Origin of the sequence: Pantoea sp. Tr-811, from assembly GCF_011752535.1 — a bacterium.
GTDB lineage: Bacteria > Pseudomonadota > Gammaproteobacteria > Pseudomonadales > Pseudomonadaceae > Aquipseudomonas.
The window spans coordinates 1-13,640 of the sequence record NZ_VWXJ01000020.1; the positions used below are offsets into that span (position 1 = coordinate 1).

The window sequence follows — 13,640 nt, forward strand, 5'->3', positions numbered from 1 at the left end:
TAGAGGTAGACTGTTTCGACTTTGGCGTCGGGTCGCATCATGGTCGGCGGGCTCCGGAAAGAAATCGGGAGCACAGCATCCGGGATCAGTTGAGCGCTTTGAATGTGGGGTTCATGGAGCGCTTACCCTAGTCTCGGGGTGTCGTTGAGATTCAGCGACACAGCTTTGACAGGCTGTAACGGTACATAGTGGCAGTCGCCTTCATGGCGGCTGTACGTGCGGGCACGCTTGCGTGCGCCGGAACTTGCTATGTCCGCCGGTCTGTCAACCCACGTACAGCTGCCACCCTTCTGTTTGACAGCAGGCAGGTGAAGGCTTCGATAAAAGGACGTACGCAATGCTAAAGATTGTCCCCGATCCACCCCACGATCTTCACTCCCTCGAAGACACCCTGATCCAAGCCACGGACTACGCCCTGTGCGCAGCCACCGTCGTGCATCAGGCCCTGCTGTTACAACCCAAGTCACCGGCTTCGATTCTGATGATGGCTTCCATGCATGAAATGGAGGCGTTGCGGGCGCTGCTGGAGCAGGCCTTGATTCAGGTGCAGATGCCCGTGGGGCCTCGAAACCTGCAGTAACGGTTTAGTGATGGGTTGCTTGGGATGGCCCTTTCGCGGGGCAAGCCCGCTCCTACAGGGTTGGCCTGTAGTGCAAAGGGCCATCGCGGGCACGTGAAATTTCAGGGAGATTCAATGATGACCACAGATAACACGCCATGCACCGTTGGCAAAACCAAGTTCTATCAGGGCGAAAACCAAACCCACCCATTGTTCCGCATCGAACCCGGCATCCCCTGCCAGCACGCCCGTGAACAGGCGTCCGAGCTGATGGGCTATGCGCAGGAACTCACCGTCAGCGGCCTGATGGATGAAAACCCCAAGCTAGTGTGGGCCGCCTACTACCTCGGTGCGCTGGCCAAGGCGCTGATGGATGATGCCGAGGCCGGGATGAAGCACTAAGCCCAAACAGGCAGGGTGGCCACCGCCCTGCCTTCGATACAAGGGGCGCACTACGGCGGGATAAGAAGGGCTGCCCGTTACTCGGCCCCCAAGAAATTTAGCCAACCCACTGACTGGGTGTTGGCTGAAAGAATGCCAGCCTCGGGTGGGGTCTTAGCGAATGTGCTCGGCCAGCCGGCGCGTACTTCGCGCCAGCTGGCTAATTGCTTATTGCACCGGGGTGATCGTGAATTGGTCAACACCCATGCCTAGCAGCCGCGAGTCGGTGCTCACGCCCAGCTGTTGTGGCGATACTGCTGCAGGCACCTTGATCACCAGCTTGCTTTCCTCATCAGGGTTGTTGATGCGAATGGTATAAGGCGCCATTTCACCATTGAGGGTCAGCGGGTAAACCTGGCCATCGACCTTGATCGCAAAAGCCTTGCCAGTGTTAGGGCCATAGGCCTTTGCATTCAAGCTCAAGTCGAATACCTTGGGCAACGGCCGCGCAAACTCGACCACTACTTCTTCGGCGTCCGACCAAGCACCCCAGCTTTCCGCATGGGACATACCGGCAAGGTTATCTATCGACTCTGGCAACATACTGCTGCGAAAATCAAGCACGATCGGGTACTGATTGGGTACCTTTCTCGCCAGCGAGAAACCGTTGAGCTTGAGTACCTTGAAGTCGCCCTTGGCAAATTGCACATCGCCCACCACCAAAATCCACTTCTTATCGGCGGGGGTCTGCGCGGCAGTGTACACAACCCCAGGCTTGTAGCTGAGGTCTGGGCCGGCGTTAAGGTCTTCCACCCAGAAAAGCGCGCGCAGTATCGATGCTGGATTATCACCTACAACCAACAACTGGGAACGCTCGGCCAATGGTAGGTACTGGCGGGCAAACTGGCCGGCTTTGTCGTAGGTATCAGGCTCTAGTCGATCGCGAACCGAGGCATTGGTGGTAACCGCCGTCACCAGTACCGACAGCGGCAGGTAAACAAACAAGAACAAACTGATGCCCCGGCGTGGCTGTCGGTACCAGAGCACCACGCAGGCCAGCGAAAGCAGCGCCAGTGGTACAAACACTTTCTTGTTCAAAGTGTACCCGCGTAGCTCCGGGTTATCGATGAAGCTCAGGGTGAAAGGGTGCATCCGGGTAATGCCGGCATAGATGATCGCTGCTGCCACGGCCAGCACGACGGCCAGTTTAAGGTGGCGGTGCAGCGACTGCACTGAGTTCAACTGTGCGCCAGCGGCGATGAACAATAGAGGGAAAATGAAATCGTAGTAGCGCATGTGCAAGCGCAGCGCGGTTTCGATGGCGTTAGAGCCGGCCACGGAAGCCGAGAACAAGGCCACCACGGCCACCAGGTTCAACAGCAGGAACAATGCGCAGAAGGCAAGCTTGTCTTCGTTCGTCAGGCCTTTGCTTACCAGCGACCTGAAACCTGCGCACAGCAGTACCGCCAGAGCGCAGCCGAACATCACTGTATTGCCCAGCAGATGCCCCGAGGCAATGTGAGGTGCCGCCAGCAAGATATCCAGATACCGCTGCAAGCTGGAGGCATTGGATTCGAGCGTCGAGGCGTAGAAATTACCAAACAGCGTGAGGCCTGCCTTACCGGCCACCGCAAAGCTGAACCCCCACTTGGTGAGCATCATGGTCAGGACGAATACCACGGCGCTCTTCGCGCCCGTGGTGAACCAGTTGTCAACGCTCTTGTAGGCGAAGAACATGATGCACAGGCAAAACGCGGGAATCACGAACATCGCATGGGGCTTGACCAACGACGCACAGCCCATGATGAAGCCGAACAAGGCCCATTGCTGGAGTGATGCGCGGGCATCCAAACTCAGGAAGTAGCAAACGCTGATCCAGAACGTCAGGAAGAACAACGCTTCAGGCATGAAGTACGCGGTATACCCGTTGATCGGCCCCAGCATGCCCAAACCTACGATCACCACCGCTACCGTTTTGCTGCAGTAACGGCGGGCTGTGAGGTAGATGAACGGCGCAGAAGCAACGAAGAACAGCACATTGAGCAGCTTCGTGCAGTTCATGAAGCCGTCACCGCACATCAGTGTGGCGCGATAGATCGACAGGTACAGATAATTAGGAATCGACGCTGCCGACAATGGCATCAAGCGCGACATCGAACTGTAACTGTATTCGTCACCGAACACGGTGGGGTAAACACCGCTGTTGCGCAACAACAGCAGCACCAACGTCAGCGCCATGATGCCTATGACGGCCGCGGATGCGCCGAAGCGCGACCCGTTTGTTGACAGCATATCTTCTTCCCTTCTATGCAAAACGGCAGCACCGGTGAAACGGGGCATGGGCCTTCAGGATTTCACGGCCAGCACAATGCCAAACATGATGAACGCCACGCCGATGAAATACTGAACCTGAAAACGCTCCCCCAAGATGAAGTGGCTGCCGATCGGCACCAGCACGAAGGCCAAGGCCATCAGTGGGTAAGCTTTTCCCAACTCGATTTTCTGCAGCACCCACACCCAAGCAATGGTGGTGATGCCATAGAGAGCGAAAGCCGAGCCAAGAATCATCAATGTCTTGAGGTCGAAGATAGTGCCAGCACGCTGCATTGCGCTGGCGCTCAACTTGAACATGATCTGACCCGAGGCGATGCCTAGAACGCACAGAATGGCAATGGCGTACATCATCGGCCGGCACCTGGCTTAGTTTTGGATTTCAAGCGTGAAAGGTGGAACGGACGTCTAGGCACGGAAGCAATGTCCTGTCCAAGGAACGCCAGAATAAATTGGATACCCAGGAAAATGGGTAAGGCCGACAGCATGACTGTGCCCGCCGAATTCGCCACGCCGGTGTAGATGGACGACGCCCAGTGCGAGGCGCCGAACAGTACACCCCAGATCAACATCAGCACACCGACAGGCAATTCCAGCGAAGCCAGCGACATGTCACGCAGGTAGTAATTGTAGAAAACCCGCTTCCCGAAGTTGCGCACGTGCTTGGCAAGGAACTCACCGACGATCTTCGAAATCTTCAGGTTGCTGACTTCGTCCCCGTACTTGGCGTCCATGGGCACGTCAACCACCACCGCACGCAGCGTATTCAGGCGGAACAGGATGTCGGTTTCAAAGAAGTAGCGGCGGCTGATTTTGCCAAATGGCAAATGGCGAGCAACATCACGGTGGATGGCGGTGTAACCGTTGGTAGGGTCGAACAAATCCCAATAACCTGAAGAAAACTTGGTCATGAACGACAGCACGGCGTTGCCGAATAACCGAATCCGCGGCATGGCGCGAATTTCCTCAAGATCGTAGAAACGGTTCCCTTTGGTGTAGTCGGCCGCGCCCTCAAGAATCGGGGTGACGAAGTTCATCAGTAGGCCTGGGTCCATTTGCCCGTCGCCATCTATCTTAACGATGACGTCGATGCCCTCACTCACTGCCGCCTGGTATCCAGTCATCACCGCACCGCCAACCCCTTGGTTTTCAGGGTTGCGTAGCACGACCACACGCGGGTCAGTGCAGTTTTGCTCCACATAACTGCCTGATCCCTCAGGGCAGCAGTCGTCGACGACGTAAATGCGCTCCACTTCAGGTCCGATTTCGGCGATCACACCCAGGATGTGCGCGATCACTTTGTACGAAGGGATTACCACGGCGATCCTGCTTTGGCCTTCCGCCGCATTCTGACTGCTTGCGCTCGGCAGGTTTTGCTGTTGCTGGCCGGTCATGTTCACTAGTACCTGTTTCTTCAAGACTTGATTGTTGATGTGCCGTGTTTCACCACACGAAACACAGCGCCCCCCGCCATCAGTCCCTCGACGGGGCGAAAGCCCATATTTTCATCACCAGGAAATTCAACACTGGAACGATGAAAATCACCATTAACAAGCCGACGACATAATGCAAACCAGCGTACTCAACCGCTGAAGTGATCAGCAGCGTGAGTGCAAGCGACACCAGTGACACCAGCAGGAAGCGCCGATAGCCAAAAAAACTCATTGGCGACCTGAAGGTGAAGCGGCTGTTGAGGGTGTAGGACATTAAATTGGCAAAAACGAATGCAGCGCCGTTGGCGATGGCCGCTGGCGGAGCCAGGGTTTCCATCAGCAAAACGACGATGCCTGCGTGCACGGTAGTATTGGCTACGCCCACCACAGCAAAACACAGAAATTGTTGATATTTTCTGATTAGCCTCATGGGTCAGGCGTGACCACGTCGCGCACAATGTACACCGGCCGGCGTTTCGATTCGGCGAAAATCCTGCCGACGTACTCGCCCAGCACACCAATGCCAATCAGTTGCACGCCACTTGCAAAAAGGATGGTGATCATCAGCGAGGCGTAACCAGGAGTGTCGGCGCCGAAGCACAGGGTTTTGATCAGCAGGTAGACCGCGTAGATAAATGCTATGGACGACACCGCACAGCCTAGGTAGGTCCAGACGCGCAACGGTGCCGAACTGTAGCTGGTGATACCCTCGATGGCGAAATTCCAAAGCTTCCAGGTATTGAAGCTGGTGGTGCCATGCTCCCTCGGTGCTACCTGATACTCCACGGTCACTGAATGGAAGCCCACCCAAGCGAACAGGCCTTTCATGAACCGCCGGCTTTCTGGCAAGGTTTTCAATGCCTGCACCACCTTGCGGTCCATCAGCCGAAAATCGCCGACGTCCGGTGGTATACGGATGTCTGAAATTGCGTTGTGCAAGCGGTAAAAACCGTTGGCCGTGAACTTCTGGATCGGCCGGTCGGTTTCACGGTCAATGCGTTTGGCCAGTACGACTTCAGCGCCCTCCTCCCATTTCTCGATCAACTGCGCTACCACTTCTGGCGGGTGCTGCAAGTCAGCGTCAATGGGCACGACGGCGTCGCCCGTCGCATAGTCCAGCCCTGCCGAAATGGCGGCCTCTTTCCCAAAGTTGCGCGACAGGTCGATGATCGTCAGATAAGGATGAACCCTTTGCGCTTGAACCAGTTGCGCATAGGTATCGTCGCGGCTGCCATCGTTGATGGCGATCACCTCGAAATCATAGCGAGGCTGTAGCTGGGCGGCCAGTTCGCCCACGCGCTCGAAGAACGCCTGCACGCCTTTCCCTTCGTTATAGAACGGCGATATCAGCGACACCTTGCGCCTTTGAGTATTCATAACCCGCTGTTCTCCAACTGGCCGAAGCGGCAGACATGGGCGAAGTCGACCTCGGTGCAAACCGGTTGATGATCGGCAGGGAACAAGGCTTTCGCCTGTTCCACTTGTGGGAAGTCGCCTTTTACAAACACGTAGACCGACTGATCGAATCGCGACGATGCGATTTCGGCAGCAGTGCTCTGCAGAGCGCAGTCTGAATTCGCACGTGCCACGTAGCCGGTGTTGATTTTGAGCCCGTGGTCCACTGCATAGCGCATGGTCGGCATCAATGTGCTCAGAATGAGGTCCGAGCGGCCACAGCGGAATTTGGGGAAGAAGTACAGGTAGTTGATGCCGCCTGCTGTTTGCCGCGCCCAAGCTGCCTGGTCAAGTACCGGGGTCGCCGTGCGCTTGGCAATATCAATCAGACGATGGCGCTGGATCGACATATCAGCAACCTGCACGCCGATCAGTGCCACCATGGCAACAGCAAACAGCTTGCCATTTAGCTTGCGGTACAACACCACCAGCGCCAACAGCGTCAGCGCATACCCCACTGGCCAGAAGAAGCGGCCCGAGGCGCGGAATTGGCTGGTAATGGGTTCCAGGAATGCAGGGTAATGAAACGCCAGAACTTGGTGCGTTCCCAGGTACAGGGTATCGGACAGCGCATAGATGCTGAAACCCAGCATGACTAGGTTCAGCGCCCAGTTTTCCTTCGCCCACTGCAACAGCGTCCGCCCGCCTAGCAACACCGCAGCCAGCAATGCGAGCAGCACTCCCAGCCCCAGGTAGTTGAACCCTTCATACTGGCCAGGCATTTCAGCATTGGCGATCGGGAGGAACGTGCCACCGGAAAAAGGTGCTAGCAGGTTCATCGAGAAGGTGCCGAAACCGCTCTCCTTGGCTACGTTGCCCGAGTCCATTGGGAACACGGTCACGAACAGGCTGGTGGCAACGAGCAGGAATGGCAGCAATGCGCGCGGCAGGTCTTTAAGGGTGTACTTACCGGGTTTGCTCAGCCAACTGGCTACGTAGATGGCGCTCGCCATCACGTACAGGTAGACGTTGATGTAGAAGCCAGCAACTAGCAGTACGGTCCAACTCGCCAGCGGCAATTGGCCAACACGCTTGCCCCGAAAATAGAGGGCCAGTGAGCCAAGCAGCATCCAGTGGGTCATTAACGAGATATGTGTGACCCTGGCGGTGAAAGCCGGAAACACCAACAGGCAGACGACAAGCGCCCCCAAGCCAAGCCAGGACTTGACTTGCAGTTCGCGCAAGAGCCACCAGCCGCACACTGCCTGCCCAATGAAGGCCAGCGCTACCCAGACGCCGTATGGATTAAACGGTGCTTGGCTGCCAGGCACCAGCACTTTCAGCAGTAGGGCATACAGGGGAATCGTGTCCATGAACGTGGCACGGGTGCCCTGCGGATAGTTGATGCTGTCGAAAGCCAGCAGCGGGTATTGGAAAGGCGCGCTGAAGAAAGCGTGAAACCCCGCCAAATACTGCGTGACATCCTCAACGTCAGACTGCCAGTACGATGAAGTACCCGCGACGAACCCAGCCGGGAAGTGATGCCAGATAAACCAAAGCGCGATGGCCAACGCTAACGCAAGGCCTGCACTCCCCGTTGAACTAAGCTTTGAACCCATTGACAGATGCCCCAAATACTCGGTTGACGGCGCGTTAGAACGCGCACTTATCGATTGCTGCAGTCAGTTGCTGCGCACTGCCCTTCCACGTCAGCCAAGGCATATGCTTGGATTGTGGATGTTCGCCCTGTTCGAACAGCGCAAGCCACGCCGTGATTCGGTCCGCGATCTCACTAGTTACATGCCCCTCGAAGAACCAGGCATGCTCACCTGCTACCTCGCGGAATACCGGCAAGTCTCTGGCGATGATGGGCAGCTCATGTTGCGCCGCCTCGATCAAGGGCAGGCCGAACCCTTCGCCATAAGAGGCGGCGATCAAGCAGTCCGAAGCCTTGTAAAGATGCTCCAGATACTCGTCACTGGCGCCTGCGAGCCAGAGTAGCCGCTTACCGCGCTCTGGATGGTTGCCAAGTTTGTCGGCCAGCTCGTCCACTAACCAGCCGTGCTTGCCAACAATGACCAGATTAACCTGCATGCCCCTCGCCCACATAAGTTCGAAGGCCTCCAGTGTCTGGGCATGGCCTTTACGCGGCTCCAGCGTACCTACCATCAGGAACGTCGGATTAGCGGCCAATGCTTCAAGACGCATCGATGGGTCCTCCGGAACGCCTTTGGAAGGCATCGACTGATCAATGTCGGCCCCGAGGTGGAATGCACCGATGCTCAACGGCCTGTTCCGGGGCGGCGCGTGTGTGGTCACCCAGGCCTGCAGTTCATCCGCCACCGCCTGGGAGATACAAATGGCACCGTCGTATCTCGTCACGCAGTCGATCCACTTCTGATAGTGCGCCTGCAGGCTATCGACGAAACAGTGAGGTAGCTGCAAGATCAGCAGGTCGTAGACCACAAAGAGAATACTGACTCCATGGTTGCGCATGGCATCAAAGTAAGCGGTTTTGTGCGGAAGTACGTCCATCAGTAGATCCAGCCCCAGGTAAACATCGCCGGCACGATAGCTGATAGCTTCGTCGGCCAAGGTAACCTGCGGCTCACGACCAAGGAACTTGGCGGTGAACTGATTGGCATGCCTATAGAACGGCTCACCGGCCAGGGTGTAGACAGGCTTGACCTGGTAACCCGGTGGCGGATTGGTCAACCATTCGAACAGTATGCTGCGCACTACGCGCTGAATACCGCTTTTGCCGTCATGCTTGCTCAGCTCGGAGATATCCACGAACAAGTGAGGCGTACCGGCTGGCCCCTGCACGGAATAATCGATGGCTTTAGCCAACCGCTCGACATGCATATTGTCGCTGCGCAGGTAGCCGCCGCTGCCCAAGGTGTCGATCAAGGCCTGCAGGTTATCGTGCACAGTTGCCACTGTACCCGCTACTCGGCCACCACCTTCCAGTGCTTTTTCGAACGCCACTACCGCCGCTCGCCCAGTATGGTCCCAGGAGAACCGTTCAGCCCGCTGCAGGCCATGGGCGGCCAACGCTGCACGGAATGCCTCGTCTAACAGCGCCTTGCGCAGTTTCGCGGCTATCGCTTCGGTGCTGCGTGGGTTGAACATCGCGTCATCCCAGCCGATCACCTCTGGCACGCTGGAGGTGTCGGCGCCGATCACGGCTGCACCGCACTTCATTGCCTCCAGCGGTGGCAGGCCGAAACCTTCGTGCCACGAAGGGAACACATACAGCTGGCAAATGTTGTACAAACCGCGCAACTCGGCATCGGTCACGAACCCGGTAAAGGCCAGGTCGTCGCCGCTGAGCCCTTGAGCCAACGCATGTTCACGGTATTTGTCGACGTGGTATTGCGGCATTTTGCCAGCGAACACCAACTGGGTATCACCCACTTCTGCCTTGATGCTGGCGAATGCCTCGATCAGCCGCGGCAGGTTCTTACGCTCGTCAGCACCACCTGAATACAGCACGAACGTTTCGCGCAGGCCGAACTTGGCCCGAAGCACCTCACGCTGTTCGACGTCCAGGTCGACAGGATGGAAAACGTCATCTGCCGCCGTCGATACATTCACCACCTTGTCGCCTTCCAGCGGCAGCAGCGACAGCGCTTCTTCGCGAGCGAACGCCGAGATCGACAGCAACAGGCCATAGTGTTTGAAGGCTTCGACCTTACCGAGGTAGTGCGCCTTGTACACGGGGTTACCTTCCAGGTACTGCTCAGGGCTGACCAGCGGAATCAGGTCGTAGAGCGTGGCGCTGACCAAGGCGCCGCCGTGTAGCGCTGGGCTGCCGATGACGGCATCGTCGATGTAGCCTTCCACCGCACTGGTGACGTGCACCACATCCGGCTCCAGGGCATCTATGCAAGCCTGGCGCACAAGTTCGGCCACCTGACGCCGGGCACTGTTGGCCGGATCATGGTCGGCAACAGGCCCTTGGGCGTACCACACACGGATATGGCTTTGTGGCAACAAGCCGGCAAACGCGCTGCGGATGCCCTCGATGCTGTCATTCAGCATGCCGTTGAGCACCAGGTAGACCTCATGCTCGCCACGGTTGCGTACGATGCCTTGAGCGAGGGCCAGGCTGTAGCGGCCAATTCCACGAAAGCGGCTTTCGGTCTGCGCGCCCTGCATGTCAATTACAATACGCATCAATTGTTGCCCTTCGTCATGGCTTGGCGCAGAGCACTTTCGATGTCGCGGCCGCGCGGTGTTAGTGGAGCGTGGTCGATGACGCCATGCGGCAAGTCGCTGGCGTCGGCGGCGGCTTCTGCCGGATCGGGTTTGAGCAATGCCCGCAGCTTGGCGACCAGCCACGGGCTGCGGCTTAGGGTGGCAAGCACCTTACGTTCAATAGCGGGACGCCGGGCAAGCCAGAGCCTTGCATGGGGCACTACCCTGCGCAGGCTTTGCCTGAGCACGGCCTTGGCTTGCGTAGGGTGCAGAACCATGTGCGCCGCGCCGCGCAAGGGCGCGGTGATGCGCCAGGCGGTACTACGGCGCAGTATGTCGAGTTGTTGCTCGAACGAGATCGCGCGCTCGTACCAATGGTGTGCGTTGCTGAGCGACTGGTTCATCTCGGCCTGCAATCGCTCGGCATGTTGCTGCATTTGCTCAAGGCTTTTTTGGAGCAAGGCACGCTCACGTTCGAAAGTGGCTTCGATCAGTTGCACGCGTTGAGCTTGCTCAGCTTGCAGGTTGGTCAATATATCCCGGACGTCGCTGGCCATCTGGTTCTCGATCTTGCTTAGTCGGCCTTCCAAGGCCTGGTCATAGCGCGAGGCAAGCTGATCCAACGACACGCCATAATCCCGGTCGAACAGTGCATCGAGTGCACCGAGCACTTCGGCGTTCGACTGTTTCTGTGCGATTACGGCGTAATCGGGGCTGGTACCTGCAAGCACATCCATGACACCCAGCTTCCGCTGAGGGTCGTGCAAATCCGGTGCTTCCTGAAGGCGCAGCACCTTGGAGCGGGCAAACCCCTTGAAGTCGGTTAGAAACGACAGCAACAAGCTAGGAATGGGCCGCTCGTGCGTCGGGTCTACGAAGAAATTATTGGTTCCGACTACCAGGTTCTCAGCATTCGGGGTCTCCAGAATCAGCAAACCGCCGGGGCGCAGCACGCGCGCAGCTTCGGTAACCATGCTTTCGAGTACCTCGAAAGGCACATGCTCGGCAATGTGGAAACCGCTGACGGCGATCAGGCTCTGGTCGGCGCATTGGCGCAGGGCGTTGAGTGCATCGTCGTTTCGCACGGGCAGACCCAAGGCGCGGCAGGCTTCGAGCATGCCCTCGTCAAGGTCAACCCCGGCGGCCGCATAGCCTTCGCGGCTCAACAGTTCGATCCACTCGCCACGGCCGCAGCCGATGTCCAACACTGCAGCATCCGGATAGAGCGCTTTGAGGGGAGCCAGGAAGGGTAAATACACTTCAAGGCGCCCTGTGATCAGTTCGCGAGAGCCACGGTGACGGTCCTCGAAAGCGCGGTAAAAACGGTTGTCCATCACTTGCACTCCACGGCCGGAGGTATCCAGGCAAGGCCCACGAATGTACTTTCCGACACATTCACAACGTTGAACACCAACGCGAGGTCCCGCCACTCGTAGTTATCGACGACGTGTGCGTCGGAGGCGTGCAAAGCGACCGCCACCGAATAGGAGCCCACGCCAAGGTTGGCTGGGAAACGGAACTGATAAGAAAGCAGGGTGCCTTCGGTGAGGTCCCTGCGCACGCAGTTCAAATGGTGGGTATTGGTACCAAACACATCCTGACCGAGGCGGTCCTTAATCACGTAGCCAACCACCAGTTCCGGCAGCGGGGCGTTAACCCTCACCTTGAGGTCGAGGCACACGTCCTCACCCACCGACACGTACTCGATCGGCGCCCCTTCGGCGTTGTACAGCGCCACACTGTCGATGGTGGCCTTGCCGTTGCCCGAGCGCGTTTGCACGGTGCCATCGGCCAGGGTTTGCACTTCGACGGTGGCGTTTTCCTTCTGGGCGATGATGGCGTTGTAGTAGTCCATCACCTCCTCGGGCGGGCCGTCCTTGATCACGGTACCGCCATCGATCAGGATCGCCCGGTTGCACAGGGCCTGGATGGCGCCGCGGTCGTGGGAGACGATCAGCAGCGTGGTGCCGGCTTTCTGGAACTCCTTGATACGGCCGAAGCTCTTGTGCTGGAAATAGCTGTCACCTACCGACAACGCTTCGTCGATGATGAGAATTTCCGGGCGGAAGGCGGTTGCCACCGAAAACGCCACGCGCATCTGCATGCCGCTGGAATAGGTGCGCACGGCCTGGTCGAAGTATTCGCCGATTTCGGCGAAGTCTTCGATATCGGCGATCACGCCGTCGATCTGCTGGGTAGTGAAGCCCATCAACCCCGCAGCGTGGTAGGCGTTTTGGCGCCCGGTAAGCTCAGCGTTGAAGCCCATGCCCAACTCAAGGATGGCAGCAATGCGGCCATGAACCTGGACCTTGCCCTCGGTCGGCTGCAAGGTGCCGGTAATCATCTTCAGCAGGGTCGACTTGCCGGCACCATTCTGCCCAACCAGGCCGATGGCCTCGCCGGCGGCAATGTTGAAGCTGATGTGCTTGAGTACCCAGTGCTCACTGCTGGCCTTCACCGGCAGGTAGAACCAGCGGGCGATGCGTTGCCATTCGGAGCGGTAGCTGCGGTAGGCCTTGCCAACGTTGTTGACGGACAGAAGCGTCATAGGGAGTCCACCATTTCCGCAGAGGCCCGACGGAACAGAAACATGCCCAGCACCATCAGGCACAGTGCAATGCCAACCGGAATGGCGAGTGCGGCGAGGTCTGGCGCAAGCTTGTACACCAGCACATTGTGGTAAGCGGAGACGATGGCGAACATCGGGTTGATATCCAAGGTGCCCTTGAGATAATCCGGCACGATGTTTACCGAATAGACGATTGGCGTGAACCAGAACCACACCTGCAGCACAATCGGGATCACCTGGCCGATGTCACGCAAGAATACGTTCATCACGCCCAGTACCAGCCCCAGGCCTACGGCGAAGGCCACCACCACCAGGGTCAGCGGCAACAACCAGAACATCTGCAGGTTGGGCGCATGGCCCAGCACGGCGAAAATGACCATGACCGCAGCGAACAGCAACAAGTTGTTCAGCAGGCACGAGCCGACCACGATCACTGGCAGGGCGATGCGCGGAAAGCGCATTTTCTTCATCAGGTTTCCCTGGTCGATGAACACCGTCAGGCAGCGCCCGACAATTTCGGCGAACAGGTTCCACGCCAGGATGCCGGCAATCAGGTACAGCGCGTAGGCGTACTTGTTGTCGATACCTGGGAGGCGCGCCCCGAGGACGTTGGACAGGATCAACGCGTAGATCGCCACCTGTGCCAGCGGATGGATGATCATCCACAGCCCGCCCAGCTTGCTGCGAGCGAAGCGTGAAATGAACTCGTTCTTGATCGACGTGAGAATGAAGCCTCTGTAATCCCAGATGCCCCGGAGCATGCCAAACATAA

General features: G+C 57.8%; 12 protein-coding genes. 2 read left to right on the forward strand and 10 right to left on the reverse strand.

Annotated elements, in window-relative coordinates; genetic code table 11:
- Positions 1-337 precede the first annotated feature (337 nt).
- Positions 338-580, forward strand: a complete 243-nt coding sequence (locus F3J44_RS24165) for a hypothetical protein (RefSeq protein WP_167276757.1) — start codon at positions 338-340, stop codon at positions 578-580.
- Between the two features lie 117 nt (positions 581-697).
- Entirely contained in the window at positions 698-961 is a 264-nt protein-coding gene (locus F3J44_RS24170) for a DUF3077 domain-containing protein (RefSeq protein WP_167276760.1), read from the forward strand.
- A 207-nt stretch (positions 962-1,168) separates the two neighbouring features.
- Here the strand turns inward: F3J44_RS24170 and F3J44_RS24175 are convergent, their stop codons facing one another.
- The 10 genes from F3J44_RS24175 to F3J44_RS24220 all read right to left on the reverse strand — a co-directional run bounded on the left by F3J44_RS24175 (position 1,169) and on the right by F3J44_RS24220 (position 13,638).
- Positions 1,169-3,280, reverse strand: a complete 2,112-nt coding sequence (locus F3J44_RS24175) for a glycosyltransferase family 39 protein (protein WP_205300157.1) — start codon at positions 3,278-3,280, stop codon at positions 1,169-1,171.
- Positions 3,281-3,286: 6 nt separating this feature from the next.
- The gene (locus F3J44_RS24180; RefSeq protein WP_167276763.1) at positions 3,287-3,625 is read right to left on the reverse strand and encodes an EamA family transporter; all 339 of its coding nucleotides are present in this window, start codon (positions 3,623-3,625) and stop codon (positions 3,287-3,289) included.
- Positions 3,622-4,665, reverse strand: a complete 1,044-nt coding sequence (locus F3J44_RS24185) for a glycosyltransferase (RefSeq protein WP_167276765.1) — start codon at positions 4,663-4,665, stop codon at positions 3,622-3,624. The genes F3J44_RS24180 and F3J44_RS24185 overlap by 4 nt, the downstream gene beginning before the upstream one ends.
- Before the next feature lie 79 nt (positions 4,666-4,744).
- The gene (locus tag F3J44_RS24190; RefSeq protein WP_167276768.1) at positions 4,745-5,134 is read right to left on the reverse strand and encodes a GtrA family protein; all 390 of its coding nucleotides are present in this window, start codon (positions 5,132-5,134) and stop codon (positions 4,745-4,747) included.
- Positions 5,131-6,081 (reverse strand): glycosyltransferase family 2 protein, encoded by a 951-nt coding sequence (locus F3J44_RS24195; protein ID WP_167276771.1) that lies wholly within the window; start codon positions 6,079-6,081, stop codon positions 5,131-5,133. The genes F3J44_RS24190 and F3J44_RS24195 overlap by 4 nt, the downstream gene beginning before the upstream one ends.
- Positions 6,078-7,670, reverse strand: coding sequence for a DUF6311 domain-containing protein (locus F3J44_RS24200; RefSeq protein WP_205300159.1), 1,593 nt, complete (start codon positions 7,668-7,670; stop codon positions 6,078-6,080). Before F3J44_RS24200 ends, F3J44_RS24195 begins: the two co-directional genes overlap by 4 nt.
- Positions 7,671-7,752: 82 nt before the next feature.
- A complete protein-coding gene (locus F3J44_RS24205) occupies positions 7,753-10,278 on the reverse strand; it encodes a glycosyltransferase family 1 protein (RefSeq protein ID WP_167276778.1) in 2,526 nt (841 codons plus the stop codon).
- Positions 10,278-11,633 carry a bifunctional 2-polyprenyl-6-hydroxyphenol methylase/3-demethylubiquinol 3-O-methyltransferase UbiG gene (locus F3J44_RS24210; protein WP_167276781.1) on the reverse strand — a complete coding sequence of 452 codons (1,356 nt, stop codon included), beginning with the start codon at positions 11,631-11,633 and terminating at the stop codon, positions 10,278-10,280. The genes F3J44_RS24205 and F3J44_RS24210 overlap by 1 nt, the downstream gene beginning before the upstream one ends.
- Positions 11,633-12,847 (reverse strand): ABC transporter ATP-binding protein, encoded by a 1,215-nt coding sequence (locus tag F3J44_RS24215; protein ID WP_167276783.1) that lies wholly within the window; start codon positions 12,845-12,847, stop codon positions 11,633-11,635. The genes F3J44_RS24210 and F3J44_RS24215 overlap by 1 nt, the downstream gene beginning before the upstream one ends.
- A complete protein-coding gene (locus F3J44_RS24220) occupies positions 12,844-13,638 on the reverse strand; it encodes an ABC transporter permease (RefSeq protein WP_167058625.1) in 795 nt (264 codons plus the stop codon). Before F3J44_RS24220 ends, F3J44_RS24215 begins: the two co-directional genes overlap by 4 nt.
- Positions 13,639-13,640 lie beyond the last annotated feature (2 nt).

Excerpts from the sequence above, each read along its gene's own strand:
- F3J44_RS24195 (WP_167276771.1), bottom strand. The coding sequence starts at position 6,081 with ATGAATACTCAAAGGCGCAAGGTGTCGCTGATATCGCCGTTCTATAAC.
- F3J44_RS24165 (WP_167276757.1), top strand. The coding sequence starts at position 338 with ATGCTAAAGATTGTCCCCGATCCACCCCACGATCTTCACTCCCTCGAA.
- F3J44_RS24170 (WP_167276760.1), top strand. The coding sequence starts at position 698 with ATGACCACAGATAACACGCCATGCACCGTTGGCAAAACCAAGTTCTAT.
- F3J44_RS24185 (WP_167276765.1), bottom strand. The coding sequence starts at position 4,665 with ATGACCGGCCAGCAACAGCAAAACCTGCCGAGCGCAAGCAGTCAGAAT.
- F3J44_RS24220 (WP_167058625.1), bottom strand. The coding sequence starts at position 13,638 with ATGTTTGGCATGCTCCGGGGCATCTGGGATTACAGAGGCTTCATTCTC.
- F3J44_RS24190 (WP_167276768.1), bottom strand. The coding sequence starts at position 5,134 with ATGAGGCTAATCAGAAAATATCAACAATTTCTGTGTTTTGCTGTGGTG.
- F3J44_RS24215 (WP_167276783.1), bottom strand. The coding sequence starts at position 12,847 with ATGACGCTTCTGTCCGTCAACAACGTTGGCAAGGCCTACCGCAGCTAC.
- F3J44_RS24180 (WP_167276763.1), bottom strand. The coding sequence starts at position 3,625 with ATGATGTACGCCATTGCCATTCTGTGCGTTCTAGGCATCGCCTCGGGT.
- F3J44_RS24210 (WP_167276781.1), bottom strand. The coding sequence starts at position 11,633 with ATGGACAACCGTTTTTACCGCGCTTTCGAGGACCGTCACCGTGGCTCT.
- F3J44_RS24205 (WP_167276778.1), bottom strand. The coding sequence starts at position 10,278 with ATGCGTATTGTAATTGACATGCAGGGCGCGCAGACCGAAAGCCGCTTT.
- F3J44_RS24175 (WP_205300157.1), bottom strand. The coding sequence starts at position 3,280 with ATGCCCCGTTTCACCGGTGCTGCCGTTTTGCATAGAAGGGAAGAAGAT.